Origin of the sequence: Caulobacter sp. X (assembly GCF_002742635.1) — a bacterium.
In the GTDB taxonomy this organism is placed as follows: Bacteria; Pseudomonadota; Alphaproteobacteria; order Caulobacterales; family Caulobacteraceae; genus Caulobacter.
In genome coordinates this window covers 1,231,044-1,247,815 of sequence record NZ_PEGF01000001.1, presented here as the reverse complement: position 1 = coordinate 1,247,815, position 16,772 = coordinate 1,231,044, and the positions used below count along the sequence as shown (strand labels likewise).

The window sequence follows — 16,772 nt, the reverse complement described above, 5'->3', positions numbered from 1 at the left end:
TAGCGCCTCAGCGCGTCGTTAGCGCCATGGCCGCGCTGGCGACCGTGCTGACCGGCAAGGCCTGCAGATCCGGCGAGCGGATCACCGTCACATGGCCGCGCGGCGCGCAGAGGTCCGGATCCGAGGCGTCCGAGAACAGGGCGATGGTCGGCGCGCCGGCGGCGGCCAGCAGGTGGGTCGGGCCCGTGTCATTGCCGACGGCCAGAGCCGCCTTGGCGCCGAGCAGAGCGAGCTGCGCGAAGTCGGTGCGGCCAGTCAGGTCGCGAGCGCCGGCGGCGGCCTTCTGGATCTGGCGGGCCATCGCGCTTTCCTGCGGGCCGCCGATGATCACGATGTCGAAGCCGCGCGCCTTAAGCAGCGACGCCAGCTGGGCGTAGAACTCGACGGGCCAGCGCTTTTCCGGCCGATGGGCCGACCCGCCGGGCACCAGCAGCACATACGGCTTGGGCTTGGCGGCGGTGGAGGGCGCCTGCTTCTGCTTCTTCAGGATCCACGACAGATCCGGCGCGGGCGCGCTGCCGGGCTCGGTGGGCGCGTCGGGCCATATGCCCGCGGCCTTCAGCTGATCGGCCTGTCGCTCCAGCGTGTGCATGCCTAGGCGCGCCTTGCCCTTCTGCGGCAGGGCGCAGCCGAAGGCGATGCCGTTCCACTGCGGCGGGAACGGGCGCAGCAGCTGGAAATACCAGTTGGTCCGGCTGTTGGTTTGCAGGTCGTAGACCCGATCATAGCCGGCTTTGCGGATCCGGCTGATCATGGTCAGGGTCCCGCTCAGGTCGCCCGGGCGGCCATCGGTCTCGACGGCGTTGAAATAGGGGCTGAGCTTGGCCAACGCTTCGAACGGCGGCGTGGTCAGCAGGGTGATCTTGGCCTTGGGATGCGCCTCGCGAATCTTCTTCATCGCCGCCAGGGCCAGGACGAAGTCGCCCAGCGCCCCCAGCTTGATGACCAGGACCTTCTTGATCTCCTTGCTCAAGACGAATGCTCCGCGGCCCGAGCCCGCAGAACGCGAGCATAGACATCGAGCGTGGCTTCGCACATCGCGTCCACCGAATACAACCGTCGCGCTCGCGCTCGCGCCGCCTGGCCCATGACTTGGCGCTTCGCGGCGCCGGCGTCGCAAGCCTCCGTCAGGGCGTTGGCCCAGGCTTCGGCGTCGCCAGGTTTCACCAGCCAGCCCGTCTCGCCGGGAACCACCGTCTCGCGCGTCGCCCCATGGTCGGCGGCCATGACCGGGCGGCCCATGACCTGCGGCTCGACGGCGGTGCGGCCGAAGGCCTCCGGCTCCAGCGAAGGGGCGATGGCCAGATCGGCCAGCAGATAGGCGGCCGGCATGTCGTCGCAGTGGCCGACCAGCTTCACGCGATCCTCGAGGCCCGCCGCGGCGATGGCGTCGGTCAGTTCGGCGCGATAGCCCTTGCGGCCCTGGTCGTCGCCGGCCAGCAGCAGCAGGACCCGATCCTCGCCGCGCGCCTTCAGCAGGGTCATGGCCTCCACCAGCAGGGCCTGGCCCTTCCAGCGGGTCAAGCGGCCGGCCAGCAGCACCTTCAGACGCCGTTCGTCCAGCGCCACGCCCCACGAGTCGGCGAGCGCCTTCACACGCTCGCAACCGACCATGCCGGGCTCGAAGCGCGAGAGATCCACGCCGCGCGGAATGGCGACCACCTTTTCCGCCGGGACGCCATGCTCACGGATCACATGCTGGCGTGTGTATTCCGAGTTGGCGATGACGAGGTCGCCCTTGGTCATCACCGCATTGTACCAGCGCTTGAGATTGGACTTGGCGTTGTAGACCCCGTGGTAGGTCGCCACGAACGGGGTCTTGGTGGCGTGAGCGGCCCACAGGGCGCTGAACGCCGGGGCGCGCGAGCGGGCGTGGACCAGGCTGACCTTCTCGCGTCGGATCAGGTCGATCAGCCGGGCGGCGTTGCCCAGCATGACAAGCGGGTTCTTGGACTGGGCCGGCATCTGCGCCAGGCGGCCGCCGTCGGCGGTCAGGCGCGCGGCCATCCGACCGCCCTTGGTCGCGACCAGGGCCTTGCCGCCTTGCGCCACCACCGCGTGGGCGACATCAATCGTCGTCTGCTCCGCGCCGCCGGTTTCCAGCTCCGGCGTCACTTGCAGCAAGGTGAAATCGGGAGGTAGGTCGGACACACGACTCTCGCGAGGACAACGCGGGCTTTAACTAGCGAAACGATCGAGGCGACGCCATGACCGAATCCCCCGGCGCTCTAACGCGCGAAGACGGCTCCAAGCTCGCTTTCCGACGGATTTCCGGGGAGGGCGCGACCGTCGTCTGGCTCGGCGGCTTCCATTCCGACATGACCGGGACCAAGGCTCAGGTGTTGGCCGAGCAGGCCCAGGCCAGCGGCGGGTCGTATGTCCGCTTCGACTATTTCGGGCACGGCGAGTCCGATGGCGCGTTCAAGGACGGCACGATCAGCCGCTGGCGCGCGGACGCCTTGGCGGTGATCGACGAGTTGACCGAAGGCCCGCTCGTGCTGGTCGGCTCGTCGATGGGCGGCTGGCTGGCGTGCCTGGCGGCGATCGCGCGGCCTGACCGGGTCAAGGCGATGGTGCTGATCGCGCCGGCGCCGGATTTCACCGAGAAGCTGATGACGCCCGAACTCTCGGACGAGGCCAAGGCGGCGATCGCCCGCGACGGCTTCTGGATCCGTCCTTCAGAGTACGACGATGGGGGTTATCCGATCACGCGCGAGCTGCTGGAGGACGGCGCGCGGTGGTCGATCCTGCCGGGACCCGTGCCGATCGATATTCCGGTGCGGGTGCTGCAAGGCGGCGCCGATCCCGACGTGCCCTGGACCCACGCCCTGGAGCTGGCCAACGCCCTGACCAGCCAGGACGTGGTCTTCACTCTGATCAAGGATGGCGATCACCGTCTTTCGCGTCCCCAGGACCTGGGGCGTCTGGTCGCGGCCGTGTCCGAGGCCAAGGGCCTGGCCGAGCCGGAGGAGGGCGACCTGGTTTCGCGCCGTCTTGCTCGCGCGGCCCGCCTGCGGAACGCCGCGGGCCTGGAGGCCGTGGGCATCACGCCGCGCTTGCCGGCCATCGACGACGAGTAGCCGATCAGCCGCCAGTCTTCAGGATCGCCGCGAGTCCTTCGCGATAGGTCGGATAGGCTGGCGTCCACCCAAGCTCGGCCTTGGCCCGGGCGTTCGAGACACGCTTGTTCTCGGCGTAGAAGCGGCGGGTGGCGGGCGACAGGTCCAGCTCGTTGAACGGCAGGTCCGGCGGGACAGGGACGCCCAGTAGGCGCGCGGCGTGCTCCATGACGTCCTGCGGCGGGGCGGGCTCGTCATCGACCAGGTTGTAGACGCCGCCCGCGCGGGGCTTGTCCAGCGAGGCCAGCAGGCCCGAGACGATGTCGTCGACATGGATGCGGCTGAACACCTGGCCGGGTTTGACGATCCGACGGCCTTCGCCGGCGCGCAGGCGATCCAGGGCGCTTCGGCCCGGACCGTAGATGCCGGGCAGGCGGAAGACCGTGACCGTCAGACCCATGCCGCGCCCGACCTCCTGCCAGTCGCGCTCGGCCCCGACGCGGCGCGCGCCCTCGACCGATTGCGCCTTCAGCGGCGAGGTCTCGAACACCCACCGTCCGTCGAAGTCGCCATAGACGCCGGTCGTCGACAGATAGCCGATCCAGTCCGGGAAGGCCTCCGCCTGGGCGAGGGCGGGGACGATCGATTCGAGCGCGGGGCAGCCGTCGGGGCCAGGCGGGGCGGTGATCAGGATGGCGCTCACGCCGGTCAGGGCCCGCGCCATGGCGTCGCGGTCGGCTGGGTCCACCGGCGTGACGCCGCTGGCGAGCAGGGTTTGGGCCTGTTCGGAGCTCCGCGCGCTGGCGGCGACCGTCCAACCGCGCGCCCGCAAGGCGTTGGCGAAGGCCGCGCCCACATAGCCCAGACCGAACACGAACAGACGCAACGCCACGACTCCGCCCCAAGATCGCCGGACGAAAAGCCGGCTGAAACCCGGTCAGATCAAGGCGTCGAAAAAAGCCGCTTCGCAACCCCTCAAAGGGCGCTTGCAAACCGCGAAGCGCTCTGCCATAAGCCGCCTCCTCGTCGAGGGGCGCTTCACCAAGCCCCTCCGATGCGGGCGTAGCTCAGTGGTAGAGCGCCACCTTGCCAAGGTGGATGTCGAGAGTTCGAATCTCTTCGCCCGCTCCATTCCTCCCGATTTCGGGAAGGGTTGGAGGAGACCATATCTCGCGAATAGCGCGGGCGTAGCTCAGTGGTAGAGCGCCACCTTGCCAAGGTGGATGTCGAGAGTTCGAATCTCTTCGCCCGCTCCATTCTCGGTTCTTCCGAATTTTGGACAAAGCAGACCGCGTCGCGGTTCGCGCCGACGTATCGCTAGTCGACGAACCTTCGCCTAAGCTGCGGCGCATGACTCGCATCGCACCCTGGCGCGCCGCTCTGGTCGGCGTCTGTTTCACCGCCCTGACCGCGTCGGCGGCGTGGGCTGGCCCCTCGGAAAGTCTGACGAGCCTCGTCACCCGGTTCGAGTCGCTAGGCGGCGGCGACGAGGATCCCGATTCCGGCGGCGCGGCCGAGGCCCGCTGGCGCCTGCCCGATGTGACCCCCGCCGCGGACGCCGCGCGCCTGGTCAAGCTGAAGGCCATCCGGACCGAACTAACGGCGATGGGGACGTCAGGGCTCTCGGAAGAGGAGGCCCTGACCCGCGAGCTCCTGCTGTGGACGCTGAACGACCGCATCGAGGCGGCCGGGTTCGACGAGTCCCGAATGCCGTTCAGCAGCGACGGCGGGTTCGATGTGATGATGTTGTACCGCGCCAGCGGGCTGCGTCTGAAGAGCGAGGACGAGGCGCGCCGCTGGATCGCTCTCCTGAACCGCATGCCAGGCTGGTACGCGGCCAATATCGAGAATGCGCGGCGCGGGGTGAAGACCGGCTTCGTGCAGGCTGTTCCGACGGCGCAGACCGTGCTGGAGCGCGCCCAGCGCATCGCCGCCACGCCGCTGGCCGAAGATCCGCTGCTGGCGCCATTGCGGGCGCTGCCCGCCAGCATCCCAGAGGCCGCGCGAGCGGCTCTGCTGGCGGAGGGCGAAAGCGCCGTGACCGCCAAGGTCGCGCCGGCCCGCGCCAGCTTCGTCAAGTTCATGATCGAGGAGTACGTCCCTCACGCCGCCAAGAGCCTGGCGGCCTCGGACCTGACCGACGGCAAGCGCTATTACGCCTTCCTGGCTCGGCGGCACACGACCACCACCATGACGCCGGATCAGATCCACGACATCGGCCAGGCCGAGGTCGCGCGCATCCGGGCGCGGATGCAGGAGACCATGAAGGCGGCGGGCTTCCAGGGCGACCTGCCAGCGTTCATCGCGATGCTGCGCAAGGATCCGCGCTTCTACGCGACGAGCCGCCAACAGTTGCTGGAGAAGGCCAGCGAGATCGCCAAGCGCGCCGACGACCAGCTTCCGGCCCACTTCGGCGTCCTGCCGCGCCTGACCTACGGCGTGCGGCCGGTGCCGGCCGCCATCGAGAAGGGCTACACCACTGGCCGCTACTTCGGGGGCGACGCCAAGGTCGGCCGCGCCGGCGGACTGATGATCAACACCTCGGAGCTCGACCAGCGCCCCCTCTACGAACTGCCCGCCCTGGTGCTGCACGAGGGCGCGCCCGGCCACCACATCCAGACCTCGCTGGCCGCCGAGCAGACCGGCGCTCCGGACTTCCGCAAGAGCCTCTACTTCACCGCCTTCGGCGAGGGATGGGGCCTGTATTCGGAATGGCTTGGCGAGGAGATGGGCATCTACCGCGATCCCTACGAGCTGTTCGGCCGTCTCTCTTACGAGATGTGGCGCGCCTGCCGGCTGGTCGCCGAGACGGGCATCCACTGGAAGCACTGGTCCTTGGACCAAGCGCGCGCTTGCTTCACCGACAACACGGCCCTGTCGCCGGTCAACATCGAGGTGGAGCTGAAACGCTACGTCTCCTGGCCGGGCCAGGCGTTGGCCTACAAGGTTGGCGAACTGAAAATCCTGGAGCTGCGCCGCCGCGCTGAGCAAGCTCTGGGACCGCGCTTCGACGAGCGGGCCTTCCATGACGTGGTGCTGCTGGACGGTTCGCTGCCGCTGGCGGTTCTGGAGCGCCGCGTCGACGCCTGGATCGTGGAACGGAACGCGAAGCGGTGAGGGCTGACGAAGCCCCAATCGGGGACGGTGCCCTTTAAGGCGAGCTGACGACTTGGCGAGCGGACGTTATCCTGTCGCGCAGGCGCTTCGGTCGCCACGTTTCGTGCAACTCTCGTTCTCTTTGTGATCCAGCCTCCTGACTCTCTAGACGCCAGTCGCCTTCAGACCGCGCTGACGCGCCGGTTTCTCCTGCCCGTCCTCCCTGAGCTGGAGACGCTGTTTCTGGCCATGAGGGCGGAGACCGACACAGCCCTAGCGCCCGGCGCGCTCGCGCGCCGCGACAAGCCATATCCTTACGGCTATTGCATGGAGATAACGCAGGATGTCGTGATCAATCTTCGCGCCCGCAACGCCAGGGCGCGCAGCTCAGCGGCGAGGGCGGTCAGCGCCTTTCTCAAGCATGGCGGCGCTGCGACCATGATCTGGGGCGTGCTTCGCGACCGCTACTTCCAGAACGCGATCCAGATGGGCTCGCTCTATATCGACGTCGCTAACGACAGCGTCGATCCGAACAAGCCGAAGGTCGAAATACTCCCGATGGCGGAGTCGGGACTGGAGCTGGTGCGGGACGTCGACCATTTCGCGCGGATCGCCGAGCGCTACTGGGGCGTGCGGTGCTACGCCAATATCGCCCTGCCGGACTTGGCGCCGCTGTTCCCCGTCATCATCGTCGATCCGCTCAAGCATGTGCTGCTCCAATCGCGGACCGGGTATATGATGCGTTTGCTGGGCGGCGATGGGTTCCGGAAGTCCGAGCAGTGGCTGAAGACAGCTCCGCAACCACCGGCCGAGGTAGTGACGGGGCTCCGCCAGAACTGTCCGGCGGATATCCTGGCGACCAATCCAGTCGCCACGCGGGAGGCCGCCGTCGGCGCCTGCAGCGCCTTGCGCCAGAAGGTGTCGACGCTGGATGGGGCTTGGATTGAGCAAATGGCTGCGCTGTTCGATCGCGTGCCTGAGGTTCGAATCTTGGACACGCCTTCAAAACCTGTCCCTCTGATCGACATGAAACGCACGAATGCTCGTTTCATCACGAGCGAAGCGGCGGCCGCTGCATAGAAATATCAATGACTTAAGCTCTGAAAGGATGAGATTTTAGGAATATCTTCCTCTCCGTGAGAAAATAAACCTATAGTGGCGCTGTCCGACCTGCTCGCGGTCGGGAGGAGAGAGCGCCATGCTGGTTCATGCCCTTGAGGATATCTGGGTCATCACGCCCGATCCCCGACGCGACCGCCTGATGGCGGGTTTCGTCACCCAACTCGTTTCCCTGGCCACCGGAATTCCCGCCGCCGAGATCAATACGGCGCGCCGGACCACCAACGCAGCCGTCCGCGCGCGGCATCTGGCCATCTACCAAGACGTTACGCACATAGTCGCTCTCAAGATGAGCGGCTTTGATCTGGCAAAACTCGCCTCTTCGTCAAATAAGTCCTGCCGTAAATGTCTTCGGTGGCAACCTTTCGCTAGGCTTGGGAAGCGGCAATTCAGAACCAAGTATCAGGGGGCCGGCGACGATCTGATTGAGTAGGTCATCAGAGTTATGAACTTGGATCGTCCGTGTGATAACCCGGATTAGATCGAGCAGCTCGTCATTCCAGTCGTCGTTCCACTCTGAAGGGCGGATCTTGTCCAACTGGCTTTTGGAGGACGCAGCTTTGCCAAGGCCCTTCACAGTCCTGTAACCTATCCACCGCTCGACTACCCTCATGCCGCTGACTTCGAACTCCCAAACCGAGCGGGACACGCCTAAAATGCGCCCAGTTCCAACCACAAGAGTTTGATCCGCTTCGATGTAAGCGACTTCAGAGAGGTCATTGGGAAGTGTCTCAACCGCCTCTTCCCATTCAATTCCCTCGAGCAACGGAACATTTGGCCCGCGCTTCGCTGGCGCGCTCTGGAACCGTTCTGCGAAGGTATGAAGCCACAGCAGTTCTTCTCCGCGAGAGACTGCCTTTGCCCAGAGCTTGGCGTCCGCTGTAAACGGCACCCGCGGCCCCGGAGTTTCAAGCTCTGCCTGGAAGAGCTGATAATAGCCCGGATCAGACATAATCGCGTACACGTAGGCGGCTATGTCACAGACGTTCGGGCTCGCAATGCCAAGCCGTTTTCCGATTGCATCGGCTAGCCCACTGCACAGATTTTCCTTCTTTGCGTCGGCATCTCTATAGAGCGGAATTATGTCTTTGCCGCCGTAGCTCCCTCTAAAAAAGTGCAAATCTGGTACATAGGCGCTGACGGTCATGGCGGGACCGAAGCCGATTTTACCCGTGAGGAAGCTAGCAAGATAAACCTGCTTTTCAGACCAAGTGCCCCATAATGATGGACTTTCAGTTTTCGCCATCCTCGGGTCGGCAAAAGCCGTTTGCCGATCAAAGCTCCGGTACCCATACCTTGGCATTGGCTGTGGGCTATCTTGCGGGCCGACGTCCGCAAGGCGAGGCAATCCATCAACTTTCGTAAATACGTTCCGTCCTGATGTGCCGGTAACGAAAAGCTGAGGCCGATCCTCCACAGAAGATCTTCTAAAATAATCCCATCTCTCCGAGAGAGTTTCGGCAAGCGGGGCGATCGGCCAAGTACGGCCGAACTTACATCCAGGCTGCTGCCATGGAAATATATCCGCAAGCTTGGGAAACGTTGCCCAAGACGCGTCTCCTGTTGCCGGGACAAATGGCTCCAGCCAGCCCGTCGGGCCATCCTTCCATTCGCCTCCGAAAGGGTCCTCCGATGAGGCAATTTCCGCTAAGGCGGCGAGTTTTTCTTCCGAGGACCCCGTTATCCTTCGATAATTGATCGCTGCCGGCTGTTTGGCGTCGCTCTTTCCGGTTCTCACTAGGACCACGATCGCAACTGGCGTTTCAATTGCAAAGACGTTGTCTTCGGGGCGAGCATCGCGGTTGTTGCCGCCGAGATCGATAATCCACGCCTCGTCACAAGTGGCGCGGACCATTTGGCGAAGGCCAACAAACCCCGGACCCGACAGCCAACTGCTAGCGGTAATCAGAGCTACAATCCCAGGACCCTCACCGTGGGCTTCAAAAGCTTTCCATAGGGACCAGCGCCAAAAATACACATAAAGATTATAAAGGCTGGCGTGGTGAGCAAAGTTTGTGTGTTTCTTGGCTACATCCAGAATGTCGTCAAAGAGCGCCTTCGACGTTTTTCTACCGGGAACCTTACCTTCGACAACCCATCCGCCATTGCCTCGGCCGGGTGCGCCGCGATCAACTCGACGGTAAGGTGGATTTCCAAGAACAACGGTGACGCGCTGCTCAAGCTTGATCCTTTTGGCGCGATTTTGCTCTGCTGCAAGCACTTCAGCATCGCCAAAAAGTGACAATTGCTCCTGAGGATTTAGCGGCGATTCAAGTGTATCGGTAAGCACAACCCGAGCATGGCCATCGTAGGCTGGCATCAATTCGTGGAGGCGCTGATTTATACGCAGATGAGCCACAGAGTATGGTCCAGGCAAAAGCTCGAACGCGTAGAGCCCTTTTGCGAGGTTACCTGCGGCCTGCACCTTGCCAGCTTTGCCACGCGTCGCTTGGGCACGCGCGACCGCATGGTCAATCACGGCCAGAGGAAACGTCCCAGTTCCTGTAGCTGGATCAAGGGTAACTACTGAAGCGTCGCCAAAGCCGAGCCGCTTGCCCATCCGATTGACCAGCGTATGGTCAACCATCGCCACCATCGCCTGAACAACTGAAAGGGGCGTGTAGTATACCCCAGCCTGCTTTCTCTCTTCCGGGTCATACTCCGCGAGGAAATCTTCGTAAAAATAGAGCCATGGCTCACCGCGCCTATCAGCACTCCTGTTTACCCGATCCGGGTCAATTGCGCTGATGATTGCTTCGAGGGAGCCGATCTCTAAGCGTACGGCTTCAAATAAAACGGGCTTGTCGACCAGTGGGGCAAATGCTGCAGCCAAGACAGGGCTAAATCGACGGATCGATTGGCGCGCTTCAAGAACAGTGATGATGCCGTCACCATCGGCATCTGCATTTTTAGACGTAAGTGCAGCAAGAACCATCCCGTAGGCGATGACCTGCGAAATTCCATCTGCGAATGCAATTTCTGAAGCTTCGGGATGTACGTGCATCCTCCATGAGGATAGCGCCCCCCTTGCTGCGTCCGCAGCATTTCCTGCTTCTCGAAGCAACCAGAGCAGCCGGTCGCGAAGGTCTGCCGTCCTAATTGCAAGGCGCTTAGAGAGATCACCGACCGACGTAATTGGCCTTGGGTTTAGCTCCAGAAAGCGCCTGATGAGCTTCACTAGCTCGTCGGCTGACCAGGCTTCTGGATCATGATATGGCAGACTTGCCGTCTCACCGATCGGCTCTCCGCTCCGATAAATTTGTGCTTCGATACCGTTGCAAACTATCAGTATCTCGGCCTCAACGCTCATCCGTTCCCATTGACGAGCATTTCTGTTCGTCCATGTGGAGGCATTCACGGAGATCTCTGGCGCTTTAAGCTCGATATAGCCCTTCTGTCTGTGTCTCGCGCCATCGACGTGGACTACGGCAAAGTCTGGACGTGTGCGATCTAAGCGTGTCTCCCTGATCAGCTCGATCGCGCCCAGGCCTGCGACACGCGCCAAGCCAATAAATAGGTTGCTAACTGGCGTGGTGAGCTGAGCTTCACGCTCTGCAGAAATGGTAGCTCTCTCAGCAGCCCGAACGCCCTGGCTATACTGAGTGGCGAGGCTCAAGACCTCGCTTTCTTTGGGGGTTTTGCGCGACGCCGGGCTCATGCTGCACCTCTCACTCAAGCTGCTTAAATGAACCTGATTCGGAAGCCTAGGGCTCTGGCGCGCACAACTTTCGAGAGCTTCCCTTAGAGCGACTGGCGCGCCGGTCCACAAACCAAAGGCCCGAACCACTTCGGCTACTTTCGAGAAGTGCGTCGATGAGCTGTGCGCCGCGATTAGGCGAAGGACCACTACCTTTACGGTCGCTCTCCTGGAAGACGGCTTTAGAGCCGCGACACCACAACCCCGCAGGGGAGTTCCCGATGTCGATGCTCAAGACGCTGAAGTTGGTCGCTGCGAAGCCCGCCCCGGCGAACGCCACGGCCCGCAACCGCCAGAAGCTCGTCCGTTATCTCACCGAACAGAAGGCCCTGGTCGGCGCTCACCTGGCCGGCGAGCCCTTCAAAGCCACGCGCATCGTCACCCGCAAGGACGAGGCGGGCAATCGCACGCGAGTCGAAGCCCCGCGCCACGTTCGTCGCGGCTGGTTCACCGACGCCAACGGCAGCCTGTTCTTCACGCTTCGCTATGGGGCTAAGCCTCTTGAGCTGGCGAAGGGCATGACCGCCATTTCGGTCGAGAAGCTGGAAGCCCTGCCCGCCGTCATCGACACCCTGACCCAGGCTGTCGAGGCCGGTGAACTCGACGCCGTGACGGCCACCGCTGCTGTCGAACGGCAGCGCAACTTCAAGGGCAAGGCCAAGGCCTAAAGACCGAAGGACATGGAGCGCCATGAGCGCTCCATGTCGTCTGAACTCCGCATGCGCCCACGCGCTTACACGTCCGCGACCATCCGCAAGGCGGTATCGCTACTCGCGATCAGCGTGCGCCCAACAGCCGGTAATCCATTCCGTCCGCGCATCTTCGTTTCATCGCCACCTAGATATGAGCTACTCGATCAGCACGATCTAGACGCGCCGCTTCCGCCAGCCGGGCTTACCCACGCCGACTACGACTGGATGAGGCCGGTTGCTCGGGTGATACGTGAAGCCAGGAAGCGACACCTGCTTTTCCGCACCCTCGGAATACTTCCCCGCCTACAAGATCGTCTTCGCGCGCGCCTTGGACGCATGCCGACCGAGAGCGAGATCGCCGAAAGCTACCGCGCCTTTCTGTTGGACGATCTCCTCGCACTCCAAAGCGCGACAGATCCATTTTTCGGTTAAGCTCCACCCAGCAGGAGGTTTGATGCGAGCACTCTCGAAGTCCAAGCTGCTGTCGTTCGGGCAATGCCGCCGCCGTCTCTGGTTGGAGGTTCACCGCCCAGCTGAGCGAAGCACGTCTGATGCAAGCGCCCAGCTGATCGCCGCTGGAAATCGGGTCGGCGAGATAGCCCGAGAAATCTACGACCCGGAAGGCCGGGGCGTCCTGTTGAGCGCCCAATCGGATGGCTATGAGGCGACATTCAATCGGACGATCGAGCTGCTAGCCGACGACCGACCGATCTTCGAAGCGGGCTTCTCCGCCAGTGGCGCGCTATTCTTCGCGGACATCCTCACGCCCGTTAACTCCGACAATCGCCGCGCATGGCGCCTGATCGAGGTCAAGTCGACGGGCAGCCTCAAGGACTATCACCTCGACGATGTTGGGGTTCAGATGTTTGTCGCCACATCGACCGGCTTGGAGCTGGACGCTGTGTCAGTCGCGCACATCGACACGACGTGGGTTTATGCCGGCGATGGCAACTACCGTGGCCTGCTAGTCGAGCGGGACGTAACGACGGCTGCTAAGGAGCGCGCGGCGCAAGTGGCTGGATGGGTCGCTGGAGCCGAGAAAGTCCTTACCGGCGACATGCCCGAGGTGCGGCGCGGCCGTCATTGCAAAGACCCCTTCGAATGCGGCTTCTCTGAGTTCTGCGCCAAGCTGGACCCCGATCCGGAATTTCCGTCGTCGTGGCTACCCCGCGTCACATCTCGTCCGCTCAAGGCACTGATCGAGGACGAAGGGGTCCGTGCGCTGGCGGAAATCCCGGACAACCTCCTCAATCCCAGCCAGTTGCGGGTGAAGCGCCACACGCTGTCACAGACCACATATTTCGACGCCGCTGGCGCGGCGGCGGCGCTGGGGCCCTACACGCTTCCGGCATACTTCCTCGACTTTGAGACCATCCAGTTCGCCGTTCCGATTTGGGCGGGGACAAAGCCGTTCCAGCAAATACCCTTCCAGTTCAGCCTACATGTCATAGGCCCCGATGGTCCGCGCCACGTCGGTTTATTGGACACCACAGGCGACAATCCCTCGGAGCGCCTAGCTAAAGCCTTGGTCGCCGCGTGTGGCAGCGAGGGCGTAATCTTCGCCTATAATGCGGGTTTCGAGCGCGGGGTTATCCTGGCGCTAGCGGACCAGTTTCCTGCCCTAGCAGGGGCTCTCAGGGGCATCGCGGGGCGCTTGGAGGACTTACTGCCCGTCGCGCGTGAGCATTTCTATCATCCGAGCCAGAAGGGAAGCTGGAGCATCAAGTCCGTGCTGCCAGCCATCGCCCCCGACCTGCGCTATCAGGACCTGGAAGGAGTCCAGCATGGCGGGATGGCCCAGGAGGCCTATCTTGAGGCGATCCAGCCTGACACCAACCCCGATCGACGGGCGGCGCTTCAGCGACAGCTAGAGCGCTACTGTGAGTTGGACACCTGGGCGATGGTGCGGCTGTGGCGGTTCTTCACCGGCCAGACGGAAACAGGCGGTTCTGATCAAAAATAATTCTTCCGCCACAACCACAGATTTTAGTGATTTCAGGGAGCGATTAGATCAGTATTCCCTCCCATTGCGAGAGCGCATCTCCACGTTCGCGCTTTGTCACGCAACCGGAACGGCCATGAGACGACGGGGTTCTGAATTGTTCCGCAGCCTGACGAGTTGGGGCTGGGCCGCAGTCCTGTTCAGCGCGGCGCTTTTCGCGCTCGCGATCTTCGTGACCTTCAAGGGCCAGCATTGATGCTCCAGGCTGGCCCGCTGCTCTCGCGCCTTCTCCGCTTCTTCGACGACTACGACCGGGGACGGGTCGATGACGGGGTTCGTCGCGACTACCAGGAGCTTCAGGCTCGCATCGAGATCGCGACAGCTAACATGGATACGGCCGCGAGTGAGGAAGAGGCGCAGCAGCATTGGGAGCGTGCCGCTAACGACATCCTACGCTTCCTCCAGCGACTTGATGCGCCGACGCTGCACTAGCAGCATTGATAAGCACGGGCTTATCACCACTGTTAAGTGCTACGCTGGTTTAGTTTTCAGCAATTAAGCATAGCTATAAAATAGTTTTGGCATTTCGCCAAATTGTACTTGCCGCCTCAGGTTACCTGGGCTAGAAGTTCACCATTCGCTGTTAACGGGAGCAGCGGACGCGGCCCTGACGCAATGGCCGCTCTTCTCTGCGGGCAGGTTGCCGCGCTCAGGTCTGGGGTTCGATCTCCAGCGCAGAACCGATGCCGAATTTCTCCGATCATCTTCGGAGAGCGTGACGCGCTTGAACTAGCCGTCATGTGGATTTCCCCGATTTGGCATCGGGGTCCACGACATGATTCCGATTTCCGTAATCAACACGAGCGCTTCGTTCGCTAACCAGCTTGCTGGTGTCCAGAAGCTAGGCGCGCAAGCAGACCGCGACCACCTGCGTGGCTTGGCTCGCTGCTACGCCGCCTCCTACGGCTTCGGCTGGTATCACTACCAGCACGACCCGGCCGCGCTCACCATCGAACTGACCAAGCGCCAAGTCCCCATCGCCGACCAGGGAGCCAACCAGTGGCTTCCCATTGCTCGCGTCTGTTTCGGCGACTTCGACCCGAAGGGTACGAAGGTGTCCTACATGGGCGTGTCTGGCCTGACGAAGTGGAACTGGGACAACAGCAAACAGCGCGGTGCTGGCGTGATGCGCCACCTCTTTGAAGAGGGCATCCACCCCGATGAAGCCGAAGAGTACATCTTCAACTTCAAGGGAGGCGTGACCGGCATCATTAAGGCCGACACCGAAAAGAACGGCCAGAAACGCTCTCCGCGCAAGCCGGTGACCAAGCAGCGCAAGACGGAGCTGACGCAGCGCGCCAAGGCGTTGCCGAAACTCCCCGAAGCGCTCATCGGAACCCTGCCCGTCACCGGTGCTGCGGGTCACTTTGCCCAAGCCTGGGTCTACATTGAGAACGGTCAGGTCTTCCTGGGCGGCATCGTTCCCGACTCCGAGAACGAAGCGCTGAAGGCTGCGGACACGCACATGACTGCGCTCGACGAGGCGCCGGTCTCGCATACGCTGGAAGGTGTGTTCGAGCATACGCCGGAGATGGCGCGGGCTAGCGCGAAGATGCAGCGCAACTTCCTGGCCAGTACCGCGAGCAAGCGTCGGGGGGATGCGTAATGACCTTTGTCATCCCGAACCTCGCCGATCACCGCAACGCCTTGCTCATGGCCAATCTGACGCGCGATGCGAATGCTTGTCTTCCTGATAAGCAGATGGCGCTGGTCCTTCCGGCCGATAAGCTGGCTGACTATCAACTCGCTGTGGTGGCCGCGAAGGCACGAGCCGAGGCCGCGAAAAAGGTTCCTGCGACTGTAGGCACCGAGGCGGCCTACTACTGGTCGGCGGCCGAGAAGTTCATCCGCAAGGTCGTCACGGTGGCTAAGATGGGCGAGCGGACGGCTGAGCAGAAGTCGGCCAAGCGCGGCGCTTCCGCCAAGCTCCAGGGCGAGGCCGACGACTTGGCCGATCTCTGGCGTACCGTCCCAGCGGAAGACCGGCCGAGCTTCCGCAAGTTGGCACTGGACGGAACCCTGGACACGGCGATCATTCCGGGCATCGTGATCACCGGGACGACCAAGGCTGGCAAGAAGGGCAAGGAGCGGCGGGTCAAAGCCAGCCTGGTCCAGCAGTACGCCATCTGGGTCATCCAGTCAGAGTTCGAACAGGACCCGGAGCTGGTCCTCATCCCGTGGTTCGAGCAGCTTGCAGCGCTGGAAGAGCACCTTGGCAAGGACATCGCGGACACGGCTCCGTGCTTGCTCGACGACGCCGATCAGTTCATCGCCGAGGACTACAAGCCCGACGCTAAGCGAAAGCCCCGGCCAGATGACGTGGACGTGACCGCCATGGTTCGCCAGATCGTGGCCCTCACCAAAAGCAAGGACTGACACCCGTCACACGCGTAGACCCCGGTCTCAGCCGGGGTCTACCAACATCTCGAACTTATGGGCCCATCACGAGCTGATCACATAAGCCCTCGGCTTAGCCCCCGGGGGGGGCTTTTCCATGGACCGAGGCCTTGCTCTCGCAAGTCCTATGAACTGCGCTTCAGCTCACCGCGCCTCCGTCGCGCTTCGCTTCTCGCTAGTTCATGAAGTTTTGTGTTCCTCTTCCCGAGCGCGCGTAGCGGCGCGGTGTCCTGTCGAGGTAACGGAGCCATGTCTCTATTCCCCCCGCGCACCGAATAGCGATGCAGCAGGAGGATTGCCGATAGATCGACCTGTCGATGGCCCATCACCACGTCTTCGTATGAGAACATTTATATGCAGGTGGAAGGCGCGAAACCTGCGTTCTGTTATCCCGTCCATATAGGACCGCTTCGGTGCTTCGACGGTCGCTACGAAGCCCGACCGGCGAAGTTCTGGACCGGGAGACTAAACCCGCCAGCTCTTTTCAATCGGCCATCAGCCGACGCGACCGTTTCGCCTAATAGGCCTGGCAGTCCACGACGCACGGGGTTCCTCTCGGGCCGAAGTCGGTTTCGTTCCAGTTGGCTGCCGCTGCCTCTTCGCGCCCGTCTAAGTCCGGTGGCTCTCGCCGTTGCTGTCGCTGACTAGTTGTTGCGGCTATGTCGGGCCAAAGAATGACCCCCGGTGGGCCGCAACTCCCATCCGGGGGC

The 16,772-nt window shown here is 62.9% G+C and carries 13 protein-coding genes and 2 tRNA genes; 11 read left to right on the top strand and 4 right to left on the bottom strand.

Annotation, left to right across the window (positions count from 1 at the left end):
* Window positions 1-7: 7 nt before the first annotated feature.
* Together CSW60_RS05755 and CSW60_RS05750 are read right to left on the bottom strand one after the other, a co-directional pair.
* Complete coding sequence (locus CSW60_RS05755; protein WP_099536328.1) at window positions 8-973, bottom strand: glycosyltransferase family 9 protein; 966 nt, start codon at window positions 971-973, stop codon at window positions 8-10.
* Window positions 970-2,151: a glycosyltransferase family 4 protein gene (locus tag CSW60_RS05750; RefSeq protein WP_099536327.1), complete on the bottom strand. Its 1,182-nt coding sequence runs from the start codon at window positions 2,149-2,151 to the stop codon at window positions 970-972. The genes CSW60_RS05755 and CSW60_RS05750 overlap by 4 nt, the downstream gene beginning before the upstream one ends.
* A 56-nt stretch (window positions 2,152-2,207) precedes the next feature.
* Between CSW60_RS05750 and CSW60_RS05745 the strand changes: the two genes are divergently transcribed.
* On the top strand, window positions 2,208-3,080 hold the full coding sequence (locus CSW60_RS05745; RefSeq protein WP_099536326.1) for an alpha/beta fold hydrolase: 873 nt from the start codon (window positions 2,208-2,210) through the stop codon (window positions 3,078-3,080).
* A 4-nt stretch (window positions 3,081-3,084) separates the two neighbouring features.
* Here the strand turns inward: CSW60_RS05745 and CSW60_RS05740 are convergent, their stop codons facing one another.
* Complete coding sequence (locus CSW60_RS05740; protein ID WP_099536325.1) at window positions 3,085-3,945, bottom strand: SDR family oxidoreductase; 861 nt, start codon at window positions 3,943-3,945, stop codon at window positions 3,085-3,087.
* A 170-nt stretch (window positions 3,946-4,115) separates the two neighbouring features.
* Here CSW60_RS05740 and CSW60_RS05735 point away from each other — a divergent pair.
* The 4 genes from CSW60_RS05735 (at window position 4,116) to CSW60_RS05720 (ending at window position 7,235) form a co-directional block, all read left to right on the top strand.
* Window positions 4,116-4,190: transfer RNA gene (locus CSW60_RS05735), tRNA-Gly, on the top strand.
* 50 nt (window positions 4,191-4,240) lie between these two features.
* A tRNA-Gly gene (locus CSW60_RS05730) sits at window positions 4,241-4,315 on the top strand.
* 94 nt (window positions 4,316-4,409) lie between these two features.
* The gene (locus tag CSW60_RS05725; RefSeq protein ID WP_099536324.1) at window positions 4,410-6,176 is read left to right on the top strand and encodes a DUF885 family protein; all 1,767 of its coding nucleotides are present in this window, start codon (window positions 4,410-4,412) and stop codon (window positions 6,174-6,176) included.
* Between the two features lie 228 nt (window positions 6,177-6,404).
* On the top strand, window positions 6,405-7,235 hold the full coding sequence (locus CSW60_RS05720) for a hypothetical protein (protein ID WP_143324126.1): 831 nt from the start codon (window positions 6,405-6,407) through the stop codon (window positions 7,233-7,235).
* Between the two features lie 364 nt (window positions 7,236-7,599).
* On the opposite strand, the gene CSW60_RS23030 is transcribed toward CSW60_RS05720, so the two are convergent.
* Complete coding sequence (locus tag CSW60_RS23030) at window positions 7,600-10,932, bottom strand: type ISP restriction/modification enzyme (RefSeq protein WP_143324125.1); 3,333 nt, start codon at window positions 10,930-10,932, stop codon at window positions 7,600-7,602.
* A 260-nt stretch (window positions 10,933-11,192) separates the two neighbouring features.
* Here CSW60_RS23030 and CSW60_RS05705 point away from each other — a divergent pair, with 260 nt between their 5' ends.
* From CSW60_RS05705 to CSW60_RS05685, 6 genes are all read left to right on the top strand, one after another.
* Window positions 11,193-11,639 (top strand): hypothetical protein, encoded by a 447-nt coding sequence (locus tag CSW60_RS05705; RefSeq protein ID WP_099536321.1) that lies wholly within the window; start codon window positions 11,193-11,195, stop codon window positions 11,637-11,639.
* 33 nt (window positions 11,640-11,672) lie between these two features.
* The gene (locus CSW60_RS23025) at window positions 11,673-12,095 is read left to right on the top strand and encodes a hypothetical protein (RefSeq protein ID WP_143324124.1); all 423 of its coding nucleotides are present in this window, start codon (window positions 11,673-11,675) and stop codon (window positions 12,093-12,095) included.
* A 22-nt stretch (window positions 12,096-12,117) separates the two neighbouring features.
* Window positions 12,118-13,626, top strand: coding sequence for a DUF2779 domain-containing protein (locus CSW60_RS05700; protein WP_099536320.1), 1,509 nt, complete (start codon window positions 12,118-12,120; stop codon window positions 13,624-13,626).
* Window positions 13,627-13,860: 234 nt separating this feature from the next.
* Complete coding sequence (locus CSW60_RS05695; protein WP_099536319.1) at window positions 13,861-14,097, top strand: hypothetical protein; 237 nt, start codon at window positions 13,861-13,863, stop codon at window positions 14,095-14,097.
* A gap of 343 nt (window positions 14,098-14,440) precedes the next feature.
* Complete coding sequence (locus tag CSW60_RS05690; protein WP_143324123.1) at window positions 14,441-15,271, top strand: hypothetical protein; 831 nt, start codon at window positions 14,441-14,443, stop codon at window positions 15,269-15,271.
* On the top strand, window positions 15,271-16,041 hold the full coding sequence (locus CSW60_RS05685; RefSeq protein WP_099536317.1) for a hypothetical protein: 771 nt from the start codon (window positions 15,271-15,273) through the stop codon (window positions 16,039-16,041). Before CSW60_RS05690 ends, CSW60_RS05685 begins: the two co-directional genes overlap by 1 nt.
* Window positions 16,042-16,772 lie beyond the last annotated feature (731 nt).

Excerpts from the sequence above, each read along its gene's own strand:
- CSW60_RS05685 (WP_099536317.1), top strand. The coding sequence starts at position 15,271 with ATGACCTTTGTCATCCCGAACCTCGCCGATCACCGCAACGCCTTGCTC.
- CSW60_RS05720 (WP_143324126.1), top strand. The coding sequence starts at position 6,405 with ATGAGGGCGGAGACCGACACAGCCCTAGCGCCCGGCGCGCTCGCGCGC.
- CSW60_RS05705 (WP_099536321.1), top strand. The coding sequence starts at position 11,193 with ATGTCGATGCTCAAGACGCTGAAGTTGGTCGCTGCGAAGCCCGCCCCG.
- CSW60_RS05745 (WP_099536326.1), top strand. The coding sequence starts at position 2,208 with ATGACCGAATCCCCCGGCGCTCTAACGCGCGAAGACGGCTCCAAGCTC.
- CSW60_RS05695 (WP_099536319.1), top strand. The coding sequence starts at position 13,861 with ATGCTCCAGGCTGGCCCGCTGCTCTCGCGCCTTCTCCGCTTCTTCGAC.
- CSW60_RS23025 (WP_143324124.1), top strand. The coding sequence starts at position 11,673 with ATGTCGTCTGAACTCCGCATGCGCCCACGCGCTTACACGTCCGCGACC.
- CSW60_RS05690 (WP_143324123.1), top strand. The coding sequence starts at position 14,441 with ATGATTCCGATTTCCGTAATCAACACGAGCGCTTCGTTCGCTAACCAG.
- CSW60_RS05700 (WP_099536320.1), top strand. The coding sequence starts at position 12,118 with ATGCGAGCACTCTCGAAGTCCAAGCTGCTGTCGTTCGGGCAATGCCGC.
- CSW60_RS05725 (WP_099536324.1), top strand. The coding sequence starts at position 4,410 with ATGACTCGCATCGCACCCTGGCGCGCCGCTCTGGTCGGCGTCTGTTTC.
- CSW60_RS23030 (WP_143324125.1), bottom strand. The coding sequence starts at position 10,932 with ATGAGCCCGGCGTCGCGCAAAACCCCCAAAGAAAGCGAGGTCTTGAGC.